Source organism: Stenotrophomonas sp. PI_27, from assembly GCF_027854495.1.
Taxonomy (GTDB): domain Bacteria; phylum Pseudomonadota; class Gammaproteobacteria; order Xanthomonadales; family Xanthomonadaceae; genus Stenotrophomonas; species Stenotrophomonas pavanii.
This window is the reverse complement of record NZ_JAJNOF010000012.1, coordinates 90,920-108,399: the sequence shown is the minus strand read 5'-3', so window position 1 is coordinate 108,399 and position 17,480 is coordinate 90,920. Positions and strand designations below refer to the sequence as shown.

Below are 17,480 nucleotides of genomic sequence, written 5' to 3'. Positions count from 1 at the left end.
CAGCACCGGGATATCCTGTGTAGCCGGCCCGCGGCCGGCACTACCTCAAGGAGGAATACATGCGGAAGACAGGGATGTTCGTGCTTGCCGGGCTGTTGCTGGCCCCCACCGTGCAGGCCGCACCGGCCTGCCAGGAACCCGTGGCCGTTGCCCGTGCCTTCTTCGAGGCGACGACCGTCGATGGCGACCTGCTGGAACCGCCACCGGCGCTGGTCAGCCCGGCGTTCGGCAACGCACTGCGCGGCGAGCGCGCCTGCCAGCAGCGCGAAGAAGGCATCTGCACGATCGATTCCGATCCGTGGCTGGATGCGCAGGACGGCGACGTTGAAACCCCGGTGCGTTACCGCTGGAAAGAGGCGTCGGCCACCGCGGGCCAGGTCGAGATGCGCTATGCGGTATGGAAGAAGGCCTACCTGACCCGCCTGCCGATGGTGCGCCAGGGCCAGGGCTGCTGGCAGGTCGATGACATTCTCACCAACAGTGGACGCTCGGTACGGAAGATCCTGGCGCAGCCGCTGCCTTGATCGTCTGCGGCATCCACGCAGGGCGTGGTTCAGTTGCCGGCCCGGCCCGCGGCCGGTATTACCGGGCCATTACGCCTTAACGCGTATGCCCGAACACCAGTTCGATCACGAACTGGCTGCCGAAGAACGCCAGCAGCAGCAACAGCATCGCCGCCAGCGTCCAGTGCACGGCCTTCATGCCGCGCCAGCCGTAACGACGGCGTCCGACCAGCAGCACGCCGAACACGATCCACGACAGCACGCTCAGCACGGTCTTGTGCACCAGCTTCTGCGCCAGCAGGTCATCGACGAACAGCACGCCGGTGACCAGGGTCAGGGTCAGCAGCGCGAAGCCGACCGTGATCACCCGGAACAGCAGCGATTCCAGGTCGGCCAGCGGTGGCAGCGCGCGCAGCCACGGCCGGAACTCACGGCGGCGCAGCGCGCGTTCCTGCAGCCACAGCATGATCGCCAGCAGAGCGGCGATGCTCAGCGTGGCGTAGGCCAGCAGCGCCAGCCATGCGTGGCTGGCCAGGCGCCAGCCCAGCACCTTGCTCGGCTCGTGGCCGTAGCCGTGATAGGCCAGCAGCAGTACCGCGGCCAGTGGGAACACCACCACGCCCAGCGCCGACATGCGGCCGCGCGCGCCCACCAGCGAGGTCAGCCAGGCCATGCCCAGGCCGACCAGCGACAGCGCGGCGAAGAAGTGCATGTCCGGCCCGCCCGTGGTACGCATCGCCACCATCACGTGGTAACCGCCATGCAGCAGCATCGCCGGCAGGGCCGGCCACAGCCAGGTGGGCGAGCCGGAGGTTTCATCGCGGCCGAGCGCGCGCACCAGCAGGGCACTGGCAGCCAGGTAGAGCAGGACGGCGATGAGAACGATTGTCATCGTTGCAGTTTCGCATACCCCTGCGGTGGTGGCGACGGCCCCGTCGTCGCAGCCCGGGCAGACAGCCGGACCCGTTATACTGTCGGCCTTATTGTCCCCCGCTTTCAGACAGGTTGCGCCGCATGTTCGAGTCCCTGACCCAGCGCCTTTCCGGCACCATCGAGCGCCTGCGTGGCCGCGGCCGCCTGACCGAGGAGAACATCCGCGAGGCGACCCGCGAAGTACGCATCGCGCTGCTCGAGGCCGACGTTGCGTTGCCGGTGGTGCAGGCCCTGATCGAGCGCATCAAGGTGCGTGCGGTCGGCCAGGAAGTGCTGAAGTCGCTGACCCCGGGCCAGGCCCTGATCAAGGTGGTGCGCGACGAACTGACCGCGGTCATGGGCGCCGAAGCCAGCGACCTGAACCTCAACGTGCCCGCCCCGGCCATCATCCTGATGGCGGGCCTGCAGGGCGCCGGCAAGACCACCACGGTCGGCAAGCTGGCCAAGCACCTGAAGGAAAAGCGCAAGAAGAAGGTGATGGTGGTCTCGGCCGACGTCTACCGTCCGGCCGCGATCGAGCAGCTGAAGACCCTGGCCGAGCAGGTGGGCGTGCTGTTCTTCCCGTCCAGCGCCGACCAGAAGCCGGAAGCCATCGTCCGCGCCGCCATCGACGATGCCCGCAAGTCGTTCGTCGACGTACTGCTGGTCGATACCGCCGGCCGCTTGGCCATCGACGAAGCGATGATGGCCGAGATCAAGGCCCTGCACGCGGCGGTGAATCCGGCCGAAACCCTGTTCGTGGTCGACGCCATGACCGGCCAGGACGCGGCCAACACCGCCAAGGCCTTCGGCGACGCGCTGCCGCTGACCGGCGTGGTGCTGACCAAGACCGACGGTGACGCCCGTGGCGGCGCCGCACTGAGCGTGCGCTACATCACCGGCAAGCCGATCAAGTTCGTCGGTGTCAGCGAAAAGCCGGAAGGCCTGGACGTGTTCCATCCGGACCGTATCGCCAGCCGCATCCTCGACATGGGCGACGTGCTGTCGCTGGTCGAGCAGGTGGAGCAGCAGGTCGACAAGGACAAGGCGGCCAAGCTGGCCGAGAAGGTCGCCAAGGGCAAGAAGTTCGACCTGAACGACATGCGCGACCAGCTTGAGCAGATGCAGAACATGGGCGGCATCGGCGGCCTGATGGACAAGCTGCCAGGCCTGGGCAACATCCCCGACCATCTGAAGCAGCAGGTCAGCCAGGGCAAGGAAGTGCCGCGCATGATCGCCATCATCAGCTCGATGACCAAGAAGGAACGGCGCAACCCGAACCTGCTCAACGGCTCGCGCCGCGCGCGCATCGCCAAGGGCTCGGGCGTGACCCCGGCCGACGTCAACAAGCTGATGAAGCAGTACATGCAGATGGAAAAGATGATGAGCAAGATGGCCGGCGGCGGCATGAAGGGCATGCTGCGCAGCATGAAGGGCATGATGGGTGCCATGGGCGGCCGTGGCATGCCGTTCCGTTGATGAGGGCCCCGGTCGCAGTGTGATGTAGCGCCCGAGCCCACGCTCGGGCGGCGGCGCAAGCGCCGCAGCAGGCGGTCGGGCAACGGGCTCGACGCCACCCCTGTCCCGCGCGCACCATGGTGGCCTGTCCGAAACGATGGGCCGTCATGCAGAGTTCCGCTGTAACTTCCCGCGTCGAGGCGTTCTGCCGGCGCTTTGGCGTATCCGTTCCGATCCTGCTGGCACCGATGGCCGGTGCCTGTCCGGTGCCGTTGTCGGCCGCGCTGGCCAACGCCGGCAGCATGGGCGCGATGGGCGCGGTGTTGTCCTCTTCGGCCGATATCGGTCGCTGGATGGACGAATTCCGCGCCGCTTCGACCGGCCCGGCCCAGGTGAACCTGTGGGTGCCCGATCCCGCACCGACCCGTGATGTGGCCGCCGAGGCCGCCAGCCGCGCTTTCCTCGCGCAGTGGGGCCCGGACGTCCCAGCCAGCGCCGCCGACGCCACGCCTGCCGATTTCGAAGAACAGTTCGCCGCGCTGCTGGCGGCGCGTCCAGCGGTGGCCTCGACCATCATGGGCGTGCTGCTGCCGCGCCACGTGCAGCAGCTGAAGGATGCCGGCATTGCCTGGATCGCCTGCACGACCACCTTGTCCGAAGCGCGTGCGGCACAGGACGCCGGTGCCGATGCGGTGGTGGCACAGGGCGCCGAGGCCGGTGGCCACCGCGGCGCGTTCGATCCGGCGCTGGCCGAGCGCCAGCTGGTCGGGTTGTTCGCACTGCTGCCACGCCTGGCCGATCACCTGCAGATCCCGGTCATTGCCGCGGGCGGTATTGCCGACGGCCGTGGCATCGCTGCCGCACTCACCCTGGGCGCCAGCGCCGTGCAGATCGGCACCGCCTTCCTGCGCACGCCGGAAGCAGCGATTGCGTCGGCGTGGGCCGATGGGCTGGCCGCCAGCGAACCGGAAGATACCTGGCCGACGCGTGCGTTCAGTGGCCGCCTCGGCCGCGGCCTGGCGACCCCGTATGTGCGCGCTGCTGCTGCCGAAGGCGCCCCCGCGCCGTGCCCGTACCCGGTGCAGCGTGGCCTGACCGCGCCGATGCGCAGGCAGGCCGTGCAGGAAAATCGCCTGGCGGCGATGCAGGCCTGGGCCGGGCAGTCAGCATGGATGGCGCCGGCACAGCCGGCCGCCGGCGTGCTGCGCGGCATGTGGGAACAGGCGCAGGCACTGCTGCGATGAGGGTCACCTGCAATGGCCAGCCGGCGCAGGTGGAGGACCTGCTGCCGGCGCTGGTGAACTACGGCCACTTCACCTCGCTGCAGGCGCGGGGCGATGCGGTGCAGGGACTGGACCTGCATCTGGCGCGGCTGTCACAGGCCACGCGTGTACTGTTCGGCAGCGAGCTGGATACGGGGCAGGTACGGGGCTGGATGGCACAGGCGCTGCAGCAGGCCGGCCTGGCCGATGCCTCGCTGCGGGTGACGGTGTACTCGCGCCGGTTCGATTTCCGCAGCCCGCTGGCGGCGGTGCCGGTGGACGTGCTGGTGGCGGTGTCCGCACCGGTGGCCCTGGCCGCGCCCAAGCGCGTGCGCAGCGTGGCCTGGCAGCGCGAAATGCCGCAGATCAAGCATGTGGGCACGTTTGGCCTGTTCGCTGAGCGTCGCGCGGCGATGGCGGACGGATTCGACGACGTGCTGTTCGTGACCGCCGATGGCGAAGTGAGTGAAGGCAGTACCTGGAACCTGGCCGTGCACGATGGTGAACGGCTGCTCTGGCCGCAGGCGCCGGCCCTGCGCGGTACGGCCGAAGCGCTGCTGAAGCGGCATTGGCCGGGGGCACAGGCGACGCAGCCGTTGCGGCTGGCGGCCCTGGCCGGTGTGAAGGGCGCTTTTGCCTGCAACGCCAGCGGCCTGTGGGCGCTGGACGCCATCGACGGGCATGTCCTGCCCGGCTCGCAGGCGCTGGCTGAACAGGGCAGGGCGGTGCTGGCGGCGGTGGCGTGGCAGCCGCTTTCCTGAACGAGGCGCGTGGTTGCCGATCGCTGGGCATAGCCGGACGCTACCTTGAAGCGTTGCAGCCGGTAGCGCCGGGCCATGCCCGGCGAATGCGTCCGCAGCGAACAACACTCAGGAGTTCCAATCAGATATGGGTACGGTCACCGAGCAGCATCGCGCGGTAGCGATGCACGCAATCAAGGTCATGGGCGCTGAGGGGCGGCCCAAGGTCCAGGCCTTTCACGATGATCATCGCCTGCGTTCGGTCGATATCCTCACGACGTTCAGCTCTCCGGAAGCAGGGCTGAAGTCCATCTCGTCCATCGGCCTATCGGATTCTGTGTTACGTCATGCGGAGGGGCAAGAACTGGGAACGCGCGTCGAGCTGTGTGCGTGTGCAGAAGAGGACGCGCTGCATTGGGACAACGTCGTCGCCTCGACGGCTTTCGCGATCATGCGCGATCGTGCGGCGGTGCAGCCTGGTAGCGTGATTCCCGACATCCTGCAGGACTACTTCCGGTCGACCCGGATGCCGCACGTCTATCTGGTGCCGCCCTTCTTCTGGAATGACGGCAGGTTCCCGGGGCTGCAGTTCCCGCCGGTGGCCATCAACTGGCTGCAGTGCATCGCCATCCACGAATCCGAGCGGCAACTTGTCGAGCGGATTGGCGGCGACGCATTTGACGACCTGCTGCAGCGGCACGAGGTAGATGTGCTGGACATGCATCGGGCGCCGGTAACTGGAGCGCTCTGACGCTATCGTCCCGGGAATCTTGGAGGGGTGGTCGGGGGTCGATCACTTTGCTGAACGAAAGTGGAGAGGCATAGCCCTGCGCTACCGTGAAGATGGATAAAGCCGGGGGTTGGCTCGGCCGGGCTCTGCCGCTATAATCGCCCGCTTACCTCGCCATCCTGGCGACTGGGCAATAGGAAAAACACCATGGTCAAGATTCGACTGACCCGCGGCGGCGCCAAGAAGCGTCCGTTCTACCACATCATCGTCACCGACGTGCGCAGCGCGCGCGACGGCCGCAACATCGAGCGCGTTGGCTTCTACAACCCGGTCGCCCAGGGCGCCGAGAAGCGCATCGAGCTGGACCTGGCCCGCGTTGACCATTGGGTCAAGAACGGCGCCCAGCCGACCGACAAGGTCCGCAACCTGATCAAGGAAGCGACCAAGTCCCAGGCCGCTGCGGCCTGATCCTGACGGGCCACGCTTCGGCGTGGCCCTCTTGGTTGAAGCAGATGAAAGATATCGAGCGCCGCATCCTGCTGGGCAGGGTAGTCGGCGCTTTTGGTGTGCGCGGCGAGATCAAGCTCGAGTCCTGGACCGAGCCACGTTCCGCCATTTTCCGTTACCAGCCGTGGATCGTGCGCAGCCCGTCCGGCGTGGAAACCACGCTTGAAGGCGTGCGTGGCCGTGACAGCGGCAAGCACCTGGTCGCCCGTTTCCCCGGCGTCGAGGACCGCGATACCGTCGAAGCGATGCGCGGCACCGAGATCTACGTGGCCCGCAGCGCGTTGCCGCCGCCGAAGCCCGATGAGTATTACTGGGTGGACCTGGAAGGCCTGGACGTGAAGACCACCGAGGGCGTTGCCCTGGGCCAGGTCTCGCACCTGTTCAGCACCGGCGCCAACGACGTGGTGGTGGTCCGTGGCGACCGCGAGCGGATGATTCCGTTCGTGCAGCCGGATTTCGTCAAATCGGTCGATTTCGAGGCCAACCTGGTCGTGGTCGACTGGGATCCCGAGTTCTGAGCCTGAGCATGCGTTTCGACGTCATCACCCTGTTCCCCGAGTTCGTCGCCCAGTCCGCTGGGCTGGGCGTGGTCGGGCGTGCGCAGGAGAAGGGGCTGTTCAGCCTGCATGGCTGGAATCCCCGTGATTACGCCGAAGGCAACTACCGCCGCGTGGACGACCGTCCGTTCGGCGGCGGTCCGGGCATGGTGATGCTGATCGAGCCGTTGCAGGCCTGCCTGCAGGCGATCCGTGAGGCTGATCCGACCCCGGCTCCGGTGATTTACCTCAGCCCGCAGGGTGCGCCGTTGACCCAGGCCAAGGTGCGGGAACTGGCGGCGCTGCCGCGCATGGTCCTGCTCTGCGGCCGTTACGAGGGCATCGACGAGCGTTTCCTGGAGGCCAATGTCGACCAGGAGATCTCCCTCGGCGACTACGTGCTGTCCGGGGGCGAGCTGGGCGCGGCGGTGATCATCGACGCCGTGGCCCGCCTGCAGGACGGTGCCCTGAACGATGCGGAATCGGCGGCGCAGGACAGCTTCGAGGGCGACCTCGGCCTGCTCGACTGCCCGCATTACAGCCAGCCGGCCCAGCACCCGCTGGGGGACGTGCCGGAGGTGCTGCGCTCGGGCAACCACGCGGCCATCGCCGCCTGGCGCCGCCAGCAGTCGCTGCTCCGGACCGCCCAGCGGCGCCCGGACCTGCTGGATGAACAGGCACTGGGCAAGGCCGACCGCAAACTGCTGGAGCAGGGCCGCCAGGCCCGGAACCAGAAGGCCAGCCCCTAGCGCAGGGCTGGCTTTATCGGCTATCATGGCCAATTCCCGCCAGCCCCGGTTGGCGCGCGCAGTACCCAAAACAAACGTGCAGCACAGTCCGGTGACTGCATGAGCCTACGTTGTCGATACGACACGCCCACCCGAACAAGAATCGGTGTAACCCATGAGCAAGCTGAACAAGTCCATCGTCGCGGAATTCGAATCCGCCCAGATCACCCGTGAACTGCCGAAGTTCAGCCAGGGCGACACCGTTGTCGTCAACGTGAAGGTGAAGGAAGGCAGCCGCGAGCGCGTGCAGGCCTACGAAGGCGTCGTCATCGCCACCAAGAACGCCGGCCTGAACTCCTCGTTCACCGTCCGCAAGATCTCGCACGGCTACGGCGTCGAGCGCGTTTTCCAGACCCACAGCGCCATCATCGACTCGGTCGAAGTGAAGCGTCGTGGTAAGGTCCGCGCCGGCAAGCTGTACTACCTGCGTGGCCTGGAAGGCAAGGCTGCCCGCATCAAGGAAGACCTGGCTGCCGCTGCTGCCGCCAAGGCTGCCCGTCTGGCCGACAAGGCCTGATAAACAACTTCGGTTGTTGCCGCGACGGCCACCTTCGGGTGGCCGTTTGCGTTTCCGGCATCGCATCGGCCACGATGAATTGATGAATGACATCAACCGGCATTACCCCGCCGTGATCCAGTCGGCGCTGCGCTTCCTGGACGGCAAGGGGCTGGCACGCGGGCAATCGGCGCCGCTGTTGCATCGGCTGCTGTGGCGCGCCGGCATCGCACTGCCGCCGCCGATCCTGGCTGGCTTCGGTACCAACGCGCTGGTGCAGGGCCTGCTGTTCGGGCTGTTCTGGACCGCGCTGATGTGGCTGATGCTGTGGCAGGGCAGCGAACGTCCGCTGGTGCTGTTGCTGGTGGCCGGCCTGGTGGCCGGAGCGCTGTTCGGCATGATGATGGCGGCGCTGATGCGCTCGCTGCGCCGCCACCGTAAGCTGCCGGACTGGCGCCAGTTCCGGGCGCGGCAGGCCGACTGAGCCGATGGCGCACTGCGCCGTGACCGACGGCTACGGGCCGCGCTAGGCTGCCGCATCATCCCGATGCCCGTACCGTGCGATGCCTGCCAAGCGAACCGCACCCACCGCTGCGCCCACCCTGCTGTCCGGTGGCAATCCGCAGATCGCCAAGGGCGAGGGCGATGCCCCGGTGCAGGCGTACATCGCCGCCATGCCGGACTGGAAACGCCCGATTGGCGCGCGACTGGATGCCCTGATCGAACGGGCCGTACCCGGCGTGCACAAGGCGGTGAAGTGGAACTCGCCGATGTATGCGGTGGCCGCCGGCGCGGGCTGGTTTCTCAGCTTCCATTGCTTCACCCGCTACATCAAGGTGGCCTTTTTCCGCGGCGCTGCACTGACGCCGCCGCCACCGGAGCCGTCCAGGAGCGCCGACACGCGCTACCTGCACATCCACGAATCCGGCCTGTTGGATGAAGCGCAGTTCCTGGACTGGGTGCGCCAGGCCGCCGCGTTGCCCGGCGAGCGCATGTAAGCCCGGCATTCCGATTCCCTTCCCGACGAGAGTCCCTGATGGCCACGCATGCTCCGAACCCTGCCGATGCTGGAACCCCGGCGGCCGAACTGATTGATGCACGCATCGCCGACCTGGGTGACTGGCGCGGCGAAACGCTGGCACGCGTGCGTGCATTGATCCATGAAGCGCTGCCGGACGTGCAGGAAACCTGGAAATGGCGCGGTACACCGGTGTGGGAGCACAACGGCATCCTGTGCACCGGTGAGGCCTACAGGAAGGCGGTGAAGCTGACCTTCGCCCACGGTGCAGCGCTGGCCGACCCGAAAGGTCTGTTCAACGCCAGCCTGGAAGGCAACACGCGGCGTGCGATCGACATTCATGAAGGCGTGATGCCGGATGCCGCGGCGTTCAAGGCGCTGCTGCGCGCGGCGGCGGCGTTCAACGCGGCGAAGAAGAAGCGGTAGAGCCGGCCGCTGGCCGGCTGTTGCGCGATGCTGCTGGAGAGGTGTGAGGTTGCCGGCCAGCGGCCGGCACTACCGTGTCATTCAGCAGATGCGTGCGGCGGCGGCGTTCAACGCGGCGAAGAAGAAGCGGTAGAGCCGGCCGCTGGCCGGCTGTTGCGCGATGCCGCTGGAGAGGTGTGAGGTTGCCGACCAGCGGCCGGCACTACCGTGGCATTCAGCAGATGCGTGCGGCGGCGGCGTTCAACGCGGCGAAGAAGAAGCGGTAGAGCCGGCCGCTGGCCGGCTGTTGCGCGATGCCGCTGGAGAGGTGTGAAGTTGCCGGCCAGCGGCCGGCACTACCGTGTCATTGGCCGGTCCGTGAGGTTGCCGGCCAGCGGCCGGCACTACCGTGGCGGCGCGGCATCCGGGTCCGCCACCGGCGATGGCGGGCAGGCCGGAATTTCCGACGGCGTGGCCAGCGCTTCGGCGTGTGACGGCTTGCCCAGCATCCTTGCCTTGCGCCAGCCGCCCCAGCGGTAATACGCCAGCGACAGCAGCATCGAGACCAGCGAGCTGACCGGGAAGCTCCACCAGATCGCATCGGCGCCCCAGTACGGCTGCAGCAGCTCGGCGAACGGCACGCGCACGCCCCACAGCGAGCCGGCCAGGATCAGCAGCGGCGGAATCACCGCGCCGGTGGAGCGCACCACGCCGGAGATCACGAAGCTGACGCCGAAGAACAGGAACGAGCCGATCACCACATGGTTGAGGTGACGGGCGATGTCCAGCGCCTGGCTGGCCGGCGGCAGGAACAGGGCCAGCAGCTGGCGATCGAACAGCACCAGCGGCAGGATCAGCGCGCCGGTCAACAGGAAATTGAACAGCACGCCCTGGCGTGCAGTGCCGCGCACGCGGTCCCAGCGCTGTGCACCGACGTTCTGTGCGGCCATCGAAGAGCACGCCGCACCGATCGCCATCGCCGGCATCTGCAGGTAGTTCCACAGTTGCAGGGAAGCGCCGTAGCCGGCGGCGGTGTCGGTGCCGTACTGGTTGACCATGGTCATCAGCAGGATCACCGACAGCGAGATCAGCACCATCTGCAGGCCCATCGGCACGCCCTTGACCACCAGCGCCTTGAGGATGGCCATGTCGAGCTTGAACAGGCGCATGTCGGCGCGGCCCAGCCACAGGGTGTGGCGCTTGTGCCGCATGTACAGCAGCAGGCCGGCCAGCGACAGCGTCTGCGCGACCAGCGTGGCCCAGGCCGAGCCGGCGATGCCCAGCGCGGGGAGCGGCCCCATGCCGAAGATCAGCACCGGGTTCAGCACGATGTCCAGCGCCACCGACACCAGCAGGAAACGGAACGGCGTGCGCGAATCACCGGCACCGCGCAGCGCAGCGGTGAGGAAGGCGAACGCGTACAGCGTCGGCATCGCCAGGAAGATGATCTGCAGGTAGGCCTCGGCCAGCGGCAGCGAGGGGGCGGGCGTGCCCATCGCCGCCAGCAGCGGGTGGGCCATGAACCAGCCAGCGATGGCGATGATCACCGAAAGGCCGATGAAGAACGTGGCGCTGGTGCCGACCACGCGGCGTGCCTGCGCGATGTCGCGCGCGCCGATCGCCTGGCCGATCAGGATGGTCGAGGCCATGCCGAAGCCGAACACCGAGCCGATCAGGAAGAACATGATGTTGTTGGCGTTCGCGGTGGCGGTCAGTGCCGCCTCACCGAGGAAGCGCCCGACCGAGACCGCGTTCACCGAACCGTTCAGCGACTGCGCGATGTTGCCCGCCAGGATCGGCAGGGAAAACAACAGGAGATTGCGGCCGATCGGGCCGGAGGTCAGGTCAAGCGGCGCTTTGGCCATGGAGTGGTGATCGAATCCCGGGAGGCGCACACTAGCACCAAGCCGGTTTGCGGGATGTGGCAATGCATCAACGACTGCAGGTGAAGCGGAGGCTGGCGCTGGCCTTGATCGGCGCCGCGCTGGCCGCATGTTCGACAGGCGACCGGCTGGGCGATGCCCAGGTGCGGCCGACCGACCGTCCCGAGTGCCTGGTCGGCAGCCAGCGCCAGGATCTGTCTGCTGGCGTACCCACGTTGATCGGGGGCAGCGGCTGCCGCACCGACCCTGACAACCCGCGTCCCCTGAACAAGCGAACGGAGTAGTCCCTGCCGATGACCGAGCTTTCCCCGTTGTCGCCCAGCGTCCGCCTGGACATCTGGCTGTGGGCGGCCCGTTTCTTCAAGACCCGCAGCCTGGCCAAGCAGGCGATCGAGACCGGCAAGGTCAGCGTCGCCGGGCAGCGCCCGAAATCCTCACGCGCGGTGCGCGTGGGCGAGCAGCTGCAGGTCGACCGCGGTGAGGAGCATTTCGAGATCCAGGTGCTCGGGCTGAGCGACCAGCGCGGTCCCGCCCCCGCGGCGCAGCAGCTGTATGCCGAGAGTGAGGCCTCCAAGGCACGCCGTGCCGAACAGCGCGCGCTGCGCATCGCTGCGCGCGATGGTTTCCAGCCGCCGGAGCACAAGCCGGACAAGCGCGCGCGGCGGTTGATACGCGCACTTGGCGATATCGACGCGCTGTAGGCCGGCGCCGGGCCGGTGCCCGGCGCGCGCAGCCCTCAGCGCTTGCCGCCCAGCAGGCTGCCGCCGATCTTCAGCAGATCGCCCACCCCGAACTGGCCGTCACCGTCCTGGTCCAGCACGCTGCCAAGCAGGCCGCCGGCGATGCCGCCCTGCTGCTGCACCTGCTGCTTTTCCTGGCCGAGCGCCTGGCTGAGCGAGCCGGCATCGGCCTGGCCGCCACCGAGGCGCTGGGCAAGGAAGGCCATCACGATCGGGGCGAGGATCTGCAGCAGCTGGCTGGTGCGGCCGCTGTCGAGCTGGGTGGCCTGGGCCAGGCCGGTTTCCACCTTCTGCTGGCTGCCACCGAAGATGTGGCCGAGGATGCCGGCGCCGTCGCTGGCGGCACCACCGCCACCGCCGCCCAGCACCGAACCGAGCACGCTGCCCAGGTCCAGCCCACTGTGGTTGTTCTGCAGGGCGCCGAGCAGCGCCTGCGCGCCCTGCGGCTGCGAGGCGTTGTTCCCCAGCGCGCCCATCAGCACCGGCAGTGCGGCACTGATCGCGCCGGAGGCCTGGGTATCGCTGATGCCAAGCTGCTGCGACACCTGCTGCAGCGGGGCGCCCTGCAGTTTGGCGAGAAGTTCATCGGTCAGGCTCATCTGCGGAATCCTTGGTTGGGGTGGGGCGTGCCGAAGGTACGATGCGGACCGTTAAAACGGCGACGCCGCCCCACGGGGAGGCGGCGTGCCGTACGCGGGGTGGGCGATCAGAGCTCGATGTCTTCCGCGCCCGGGGTGGCGGCGGGGAACTCCGCTTCCGGCTGCGCCGGCTTGAACGGATCCGACGGCTGGCTGGCCAGTGCCTTCAGGGCCGCAGCGACGCCGGCACCGTAGGCCGGGTCGGCCTTGCTGCAGTTGTCGATGTGGCGCTGCTTGATGAAGTCCGGCGCATCGCCCAGGGCGCGGGCGGTGTTGGCGAACAGGCGGTCCTTCTGTGCCTGGTTGTAGCTGCGGAACAGGGCGCCGGGCTGGCTGAAGTAGTCGGCGTCGTCCTCACGGAAGTTCCAGAAGTCGGCGTCGCCGCGGATCTTCATCGGCGGTTCGCGGTACTGCGGCTGTTCCTGCCACTGGCCGTAGCTGTTCGGTTCGTAATGCGGCAGGCCGCCGTAGTTGCCATCCACGCGCATCGCACCGTCGCGGTGGTTGCTGTGCACCGGGCAGCGCGCGGCGTTCACCGGAATCTGGTGGTGGTTGACGCCCAGCCGGTAGCGCTGCGCATCGGAATAGGCGAACAGGCGTGCCTGCAGCATCTTGTCCGGCGACGGGCCGATGCCCGGCACCAGGTTGCTCGGGGCGAACGCCGACTGCTCCACGTCCTGGTACCAGTTGACCGGGTTGCGGTTCAGTTCGAACTGGCCGACTTCGATCAGCGGGTAGTCGCTCTTCGGCCACACCTTGGTCAGGTCGAACGGATGGATGCGGTAGGTTTCCGCCTCCAGCTCCGGCATGACCTGGATGAACAGCTTCCACTTCGGGAAGTCGCCCTTCTCGATCGCGGCGAACAGGTCGCGGCCGTGGCTTTCGCGGTCATGGCCGACCAGGATCTGCGCCTGCGCGTCGGTCAGCGATTCGATGCCCTGTTGGCTGACGAAGTGGAACTTCACCCAGAAGCGTTCGCTGTCGGCGTTGGTGAAGCTGTAGGTGTGCGAGCCGAAACCGTGCATGTGGCGGAAGCTGCGCGGAATGCCGCGGTCGCTCATTACCACGGTCACCTGCAGCAGGGCTTCGGGCAGCAGCGTCCAGAAATCCCAGTTGTTGCGCGCGCTGCGCAGGTTGGTGTGCGGGTCGCGCTTGACCGCCTTGTTGAGGTCGGCGAACTTGCGCGGGTCGCGCAGGAAGAACACCGGTGTGTTGTTGCCGACCAGGTCCCAGTTGCCTTCCTCGGTGTAGAACTTCAGTGCGAAGCCACGGATGTCACGCTCGGCGTCGGCGGCGCCACGCTCGCCGGCCACCGTGGTGAAGCGGGCGAACATCTCGGTCTGCTTGCCGACCTTCTCGAACAGCTTGGCGCGCGTGTACCGGGTGATGTCGTGGGTGACGGTGAAGGTGCCGAACGCGCCCGAGCCCTTGGCGTGCATGCGGCGCTCGGGAATGATCTCGCGGTTGAGGTTGGCCAGCTTTTCCAGCAGCCAGACGTCTTCCATCAGCAGCGGCCCGCGCGGGCCGGCGGTCCTGCTGTTCTGGTTGTCCACCACCGGCGCGCCGAAGGCCGTAGTCATCGGCGTGACGGGATCGTCGCCCTGCTTCTGTTTCGGCGTGGTGCTGAGCTCACGCTGCTGCTGGGCGGCGTCTGCAGGCGACGGCGCGGTGTGATACGGGCACTTGGGACTGTTGTTATCGGACTGGCTCATGGCTGGCTCCTGCGGGTGAAGACGTAGGGGAAACATCTTCACTCGACTTTAGCTAGCGCCAGATGAAATGAATAATCGAATGATCCGTTCAGTCTGATAGTTTCTGTCAATTGAAACGAAGAATCGGATTTGCAGAGCCTTTCGGACGGCCGCCCGCGCCGTGGCGGGGGGCCGAGGCCATGCGCGGCAGGGCTAGAGCAGTGCCTTCAGCCGGTAAAGCGCTTCCAGTGCCTGCTTCGGGGTCAGCTCGTCCGGGTCGATGGCGGCCAGCGCTTCCTGGGCCTTGTTCGACGGCGCGGCGAACAGGCCGAACTGCTGCGGCGCATCCAGTGCCTGTGGCGCCAGTTCGGCGGCATGGCTTTCACCACCGCGCTGCTCCAGCTCGGCCAGGCGACGCCGTGCCTGTGCCACGGTGGCGCGCGGCAGGCCGGCCAGTGCGGCCACCTGCAGGCCGAAGCTGCGGTTGGCCGGGCCATCTTTCACCGCGTGCATGAACACCAGCGCCTCGCCGTGCTCGACGGCATCCAGGTGCACGTTGGCGATGCCGCTGCGGCCGCCTTCGTGCTGCTCGTCGGCCAGCGCGGTCAGTTCGAAGTAGTGGGTGGCGAACAGTGTGTAGCAGCGGTTCTGGTAGGCGAGGTGGCGAGCCACCGCGTCGGCCAGCGCCAGGCCATCGTAGGTGGAGGTGCCGCGGCCGATCTCGTCCATCAGCACCAGCGAATGGGCGGTGGCGTGGTGCAGGATGTAGCTGGTCTCGGCCATCTCGACCATGAAGGTCGACTGCCCGCGGGCCAGGTCATCACCCGCGCCGATGCGGGTCAGGATGCGGTCGATCGGACCGATCACCGCACGGCTGGCCGGCACGAAGCTGCCGATGTGGGCCAGCAGCACGATCAGCGCGTTCTGCCGCATGTAGGTCGATTTACCGCCCATGTTCGGGCCGGTGATGACCAGCATGCGACGGTCGGGATGCAGGTCCAGGTCGTTCGGTTCGAACGGCTGCTCACGCACCGCTTCGACCACCGGATGGCGGCCACGCTCGATCTTCAGGCACGGTGCCGTTTCCAGTTCCGGCCGCGACCAGTCCAGTGCCTGCGCGCGCTCGGCGAAGGCGGCCAGCACGTCCAGTTCGCTCAGCGCAGCGGCGCACTGCTTCAACGGTTCCAGCTGTTCGCCGAGGGTATCCAGCAGCTGCTCGTACAGGTACTTCTCGCGCGACAGCGAACGGTCGCGCGCCGACAGCACCTTGTCTTCGAACGCCTTCAGTTCTTCGGTGATGTAGCGCTCGGCATTGGTCAGCGTCTGCCGGCGGGTGTAGTGCACCGGCGCACGATCGGACTGGCCCTTGCTGATTTCGATGTAGTAGCCGTGCACGCGGTTGTAGCCCACCTTCAGGGTGGGAATGCCGCTGCTCTCGCGCTCGCGCAGTTCCAGATCGACCAGGAACTGGTCGGCATGGGTGGACAGGCGGCGCAGCTCGTCCAGCTCTTCATCGAAGCCATCGGCCAGCACGCCGCCGTCGCTCAGTTTCAGCGGTGGCATCTCGGCGATGGCACTGGCCAGCAGCTGTGCGCATCCGTCATGTTCACCCAGCGCGGCATGCAGGGCCTGCAGGCGCGGTGAATCCAGCGGCGCCAGCACTTCGCGCACCGCCGGCAGCAGGCCCAGGCCATCGCGCAGGGTGGAAAAATCGCGCGGGCGCGCCGAACGCAGTGCGACGCGGGTGAGGATGCGTTCCAGGTCGCCGAGGCGACGGAACTGTTCGCGGATGTCGGCGTCCGCACCGCGATCAATCAGGGTATCCACCGCATGGTGGCGCTGCACCAGCACCTCGCGCAGGCGCAGCGGGCGGTGCAGCCACCGGCGCAGCAGGCGCCCGCCCATCGGTGTCACCGTGCTGTCGAGCACGCCCAGCAGGGTATTGCGGGTATCGCCGTCGACGCGCGTATCCAGTTCCAGGTGGCGGCGGGTGGCGGCGTTCATCGCAATCGCCTCGCCGGCGGTTTCCATCGCGATCGAGGTCAGGTGCGGCAGGCGCTGCTTCTGGGTTTCCTCGACATAGCCGAGCAGGGCGCCTGCGGCGGCGGTCGCGCGCGGCTTGTCGTCGATGCCGAAGCCGCTCAGGTCATGCAGCTTGAAGAAGGCCAGCAGCTGGCGGCGGCCACTGTCGGCGTCGAACAGCCAGGGCGCACGGCGACGCACGCCGGTGCGCTGGCGCAGGAACTCCGGCCAGTTCTCCTCGTCCGGCACCAGCAGCTCGGCCGGCTCCAGTCGGGCCAGTTCGGCTTCCAGGGCGTCGTCGGTCTCCACTTCGTTGACCAGGAAGCGGCCACCAGCGAGGTCGGCCCAGGCCAGGCCGTAGCCCTGCTTGGTGCGTGACAGCGCCATCAGCAGGGTGTCACGGCGCTCGTCCAGCAGCGCCTCGTCGGTCACGGTGCCGGGGGTGACGATGCGCACCACCTTGCGTTCGACCAGACCCTTGGCCAGCGCCGGGTCGCCGATCTGCTCGCAGATCGCCACCGACTCGCCCAGCGCCACCAGCCGTGCCAGGTAGCCTTCGTAGGCATGCACCGGGACGCCGGCCATCGGGATCGGCGCGCCGCCGGAGCTGCCACGCTGGGTCAGGGTGATGTCGAGCAGCCGCGCGGCCTTGCGCGCGTCGTCGTAGAACAGCTCGTAGAAGTCGCCCATGCGGAAGAACAGCAGCAGGTCCGGATACTCGGACTTGGCTGCGAAGAACTGCTTCATCAGCGGGGTATGTTCGGCGGACTTGTCTTTGGACATGGGACTCGTGGATCAGGGCATCCGGCCGCGCCGGGCGGCAGCGGCAGCGGAGCGGGTACAGGGCTGTCCATGGTAACTGCTGGGGCCGGCGGGCGCCGCTGCGATTGGCGGCCATTGCCCGTGAGGAGGCACGCAGTCAGGCGGGAACCAGGGTGATCTGCCGGTGGCTGGCGATGATCTGCATGACGATCTCGAAACAGGTGGGGCCTTCGCCCCTGTTGCAGGGCCTGCAGCTGGTGGGCAATGGCCTGGGTATTGAAGCTGCCCGGTGTGTCCAGCTTTGCCTGCAGCCATTGGCGGGTGGTCTCCATGCCCAGCGCCGTGTGGCGGTGGGCGATATCGGCGGCCGGACGTCACACCGCCATCGC

19 protein-coding genes and 1 pseudogene are annotated in these 17,480 nt (G+C 67.7%); 14 read left to right on the top strand and 6 right to left on the bottom strand.

Annotation, left to right across the window (positions count from 1 at the left end; all coding sequences use genetic code 11):
* Positions 1-59 precede the first annotated feature (59 nt).
* Positions 60-524, top strand: coding sequence for a hypothetical protein (locus LRM18_RS15550; RefSeq protein WP_270954965.1), 465 nt, complete (start codon positions 60-62; stop codon positions 522-524).
* Between the two features lie 76 nt (positions 525-600).
* Here the strand turns inward: LRM18_RS15550 and ccsA are convergent, their stop codons facing one another.
* Positions 601-1,395 carry a cytochrome c biogenesis protein CcsA gene (gene ccsA, locus LRM18_RS15545; RefSeq protein ID WP_049465473.1) on the bottom strand — a complete coding sequence of 265 codons (795 nt, stop codon included), beginning with the start codon at positions 1,393-1,395 and terminating at the stop codon, positions 601-603.
* Between the two features lie 122 nt (positions 1,396-1,517).
* Here ccsA and ffh point away from each other — a divergent pair, with 122 nt between their 5' ends.
* From ffh to LRM18_RS15490, 11 genes are all read left to right on the top strand, one after another.
* Entirely contained in the window at positions 1,518-2,894 is a 1,377-nt protein-coding gene (gene ffh / locus LRM18_RS15540) for a signal recognition particle protein (protein ID WP_005408591.1), read from the top strand.
* A 146-nt stretch (positions 2,895-3,040) separates the two neighbouring features.
* Positions 3,041-4,117 (top strand): nitronate monooxygenase, encoded by a 1,077-nt coding sequence (locus tag LRM18_RS15535; protein WP_270954964.1) that lies wholly within the window; start codon positions 3,041-3,043, stop codon positions 4,115-4,117.
* Positions 4,114-4,896: an aminotransferase class IV family protein gene (locus tag LRM18_RS15530; RefSeq protein ID WP_270954963.1), complete on the top strand. Its 783-nt coding sequence runs from the start codon at positions 4,114-4,116 to the stop codon at positions 4,894-4,896. The genes LRM18_RS15535 and LRM18_RS15530 overlap by 4 nt, the downstream gene beginning before the upstream one ends.
* A 127-nt stretch (positions 4,897-5,023) precedes the next feature.
* Positions 5,024-5,626 (top strand): suppressor of fused domain protein, encoded by a 603-nt coding sequence (locus tag LRM18_RS15525; RefSeq protein ID WP_270954962.1) that lies wholly within the window; start codon positions 5,024-5,026, stop codon positions 5,624-5,626.
* A gap of 186 nt (positions 5,627-5,812) precedes the next feature.
* Positions 5,813-6,073 carry a 30S ribosomal protein S16 gene (rpsP, locus tag LRM18_RS15520; protein ID WP_005415733.1) on the top strand — a complete coding sequence of 87 codons (261 nt, stop codon included), beginning with the start codon at positions 5,813-5,815 and terminating at the stop codon, positions 6,071-6,073.
* Between the two features lie 44 nt (positions 6,074-6,117).
* Positions 6,118-6,630 (top strand): ribosome maturation factor RimM, encoded by a 513-nt coding sequence (rimM, locus tag LRM18_RS15515; RefSeq protein WP_053462482.1) that lies wholly within the window; start codon positions 6,118-6,120, stop codon positions 6,628-6,630.
* 8 nt (positions 6,631-6,638) lie between these two features.
* Positions 6,639-7,397, top strand: coding sequence for a tRNA (guanosine(37)-N1)-methyltransferase TrmD (gene trmD, locus LRM18_RS15510; RefSeq protein ID WP_270954961.1), 759 nt, complete (start codon positions 6,639-6,641; stop codon positions 7,395-7,397).
* A gap of 154 nt (positions 7,398-7,551) precedes the next feature.
* On the top strand, positions 7,552-7,953 hold the full coding sequence (gene rplS / locus LRM18_RS15505) for a 50S ribosomal protein L19 (RefSeq protein WP_005415736.1): 402 nt from the start codon (positions 7,552-7,554) through the stop codon (positions 7,951-7,953).
* Between the two features lie 82 nt (positions 7,954-8,035).
* On the top strand, positions 8,036-8,416 hold the full coding sequence (locus LRM18_RS15500; RefSeq protein ID WP_270954960.1) for a DUF6404 family protein: 381 nt from the start codon (positions 8,036-8,038) through the stop codon (positions 8,414-8,416).
* Positions 8,417-8,495: 79 nt separating this feature from the next.
* Positions 8,496-8,930, top strand: a complete 435-nt coding sequence (locus LRM18_RS15495) for a DUF1801 domain-containing protein (RefSeq protein ID WP_270954959.1) — start codon at positions 8,496-8,498, stop codon at positions 8,928-8,930.
* Positions 8,931-8,968: 38 nt separating this feature from the next.
* Entirely contained in the window at positions 8,969-9,376 is a 408-nt protein-coding gene (locus LRM18_RS15490) for a DUF1801 domain-containing protein (RefSeq protein WP_270954958.1), read from the top strand.
* A gap of 383 nt (positions 9,377-9,759) precedes the next feature.
* On the opposite strand, the gene LRM18_RS15485 is transcribed toward LRM18_RS15490, so the two are convergent.
* A complete protein-coding gene (locus LRM18_RS15485) occupies positions 9,760-11,220 on the bottom strand; it encodes an MATE family efflux transporter (RefSeq protein ID WP_270954957.1) in 1,461 nt (486 codons plus the stop codon).
* A 62-nt stretch (positions 11,221-11,282) separates the two neighbouring features.
* Here LRM18_RS15485 and LRM18_RS15480 point away from each other — a divergent pair, with 62 nt between their 5' ends.
* Positions 11,283-11,522 carry a hypothetical protein gene (locus LRM18_RS15480; RefSeq protein WP_053462487.1) on the top strand — a complete coding sequence of 80 codons (240 nt, stop codon included), beginning with the start codon at positions 11,283-11,285 and terminating at the stop codon, positions 11,520-11,522.
* 9 nt (positions 11,523-11,531) lie between these two features.
* The gene (locus LRM18_RS15475; RefSeq protein ID WP_053462488.1) at positions 11,532-11,939 is read left to right on the top strand and encodes an RNA-binding S4 domain-containing protein; all 408 of its coding nucleotides are present in this window, start codon (positions 11,532-11,534) and stop codon (positions 11,937-11,939) included.
* Positions 11,940-11,974: 35 nt separating this feature from the next.
* On the opposite strand, the gene LRM18_RS15470 is transcribed toward LRM18_RS15475, so the two are convergent.
* The 4 genes and pseudogenes from LRM18_RS15470 to LRM18_RS15455 all read right to left on the bottom strand — a co-directional run.
* Positions 11,975-12,577 (bottom strand): DUF937 domain-containing protein, encoded by a 603-nt coding sequence (locus LRM18_RS15470; RefSeq protein WP_049464905.1) that lies wholly within the window; start codon positions 12,575-12,577, stop codon positions 11,975-11,977.
* 107 nt (positions 12,578-12,684) lie between these two features.
* On the bottom strand, positions 12,685-14,196 hold the full coding sequence (locus LRM18_RS15465; RefSeq protein WP_164688231.1) for a catalase: 1,512 nt from the start codon (positions 14,194-14,196) through the stop codon (positions 12,685-12,687).
* Between the two features lie 324 nt (positions 14,197-14,520).
* The gene (gene mutS, locus LRM18_RS15460) at positions 14,521-17,112 is read right to left on the bottom strand and encodes a DNA mismatch repair protein MutS (RefSeq protein ID WP_206631616.1); all 2,592 of its coding nucleotides are present in this window, start codon (positions 17,110-17,112) and stop codon (positions 14,521-14,523) included.
* A gap of 136 nt (positions 17,113-17,248) precedes the next feature.
* Positions 17,249-17,453: pseudogene (locus LRM18_RS15455) on the bottom strand (ribonuclease inhibitor); the annotation flags it as partial.
* Between the last annotated feature and the right edge of the window lie 27 nt (positions 17,454-17,480).

What these genes read in the sequence shown, in the direction of transcription:
- LRM18_RS15550 (WP_270954965.1), top strand. Translation starts at nt 60, where the DNA reads ATGCGGAAGACAGGGATGTTCGTGCTTGCCGGGCTGTTGCTGGCCCCC.
- ccsA (WP_049465473.1), bottom strand. Translation starts at nt 1,395, where the DNA reads ATGACAATCGTTCTCATCGCCGTCCTGCTCTACCTGGCTGCCAGTGCC.
- ffh (WP_005408591.1), top strand. Translation starts at nt 1,518, where the DNA reads ATGTTCGAGTCCCTGACCCAGCGCCTTTCCGGCACCATCGAGCGCCTG.
- LRM18_RS15535 (WP_270954964.1), top strand. Translation starts at nt 3,041, where the DNA reads ATGCAGAGTTCCGCTGTAACTTCCCGCGTCGAGGCGTTCTGCCGGCGC.
- LRM18_RS15530 (WP_270954963.1), top strand. Translation starts at nt 4,114, where the DNA reads ATGAGGGTCACCTGCAATGGCCAGCCGGCGCAGGTGGAGGACCTGCTG.
- LRM18_RS15525 (WP_270954962.1), top strand. Translation starts at nt 5,024, where the DNA reads ATGGGTACGGTCACCGAGCAGCATCGCGCGGTAGCGATGCACGCAATC.
- rpsP (WP_005415733.1), top strand. Translation starts at nt 5,813, where the DNA reads ATGGTCAAGATTCGACTGACCCGCGGCGGCGCCAAGAAGCGTCCGTTC.
- rimM (WP_053462482.1), top strand. Translation starts at nt 6,118, where the DNA reads ATGAAAGATATCGAGCGCCGCATCCTGCTGGGCAGGGTAGTCGGCGCT.
- trmD (WP_270954961.1), top strand. Translation starts at nt 6,639, where the DNA reads ATGCGTTTCGACGTCATCACCCTGTTCCCCGAGTTCGTCGCCCAGTCC.
- rplS (WP_005415736.1), top strand. Translation starts at nt 7,552, where the DNA reads ATGAGCAAGCTGAACAAGTCCATCGTCGCGGAATTCGAATCCGCCCAG.
- LRM18_RS15500 (WP_270954960.1), top strand. Translation starts at nt 8,036, where the DNA reads ATGAATGACATCAACCGGCATTACCCCGCCGTGATCCAGTCGGCGCTG.
- LRM18_RS15495 (WP_270954959.1), top strand. Translation starts at nt 8,496, where the DNA reads ATGCCTGCCAAGCGAACCGCACCCACCGCTGCGCCCACCCTGCTGTCC.
- LRM18_RS15490 (WP_270954958.1), top strand. Translation starts at nt 8,969, where the DNA reads ATGGCCACGCATGCTCCGAACCCTGCCGATGCTGGAACCCCGGCGGCC.
- LRM18_RS15485 (WP_270954957.1), bottom strand. Translation starts at nt 11,220, where the DNA reads ATGGCCAAAGCGCCGCTTGACCTGACCTCCGGCCCGATCGGCCGCAAT.
- LRM18_RS15480 (WP_053462487.1), top strand. Translation starts at nt 11,283, where the DNA reads ATGCATCAACGACTGCAGGTGAAGCGGAGGCTGGCGCTGGCCTTGATC.
- LRM18_RS15475 (WP_053462488.1), top strand. Translation starts at nt 11,532, where the DNA reads ATGACCGAGCTTTCCCCGTTGTCGCCCAGCGTCCGCCTGGACATCTGG.
- LRM18_RS15470 (WP_049464905.1), bottom strand. Translation starts at nt 12,577, where the DNA reads ATGAGCCTGACCGATGAACTTCTCGCCAAACTGCAGGGCGCCCCGCTG.
- LRM18_RS15465 (WP_164688231.1), bottom strand. Translation starts at nt 14,196, where the DNA reads ATGACTACGGCCTTCGGCGCGCCGGTGGTGGACAACCAGAACAGCAGG.
- mutS (WP_206631616.1), bottom strand. Translation starts at nt 17,112, where the DNA reads ATGTCCAAAGACAAGTCCGCCGAACATACCCCGCTGATGAAGCAGTTC.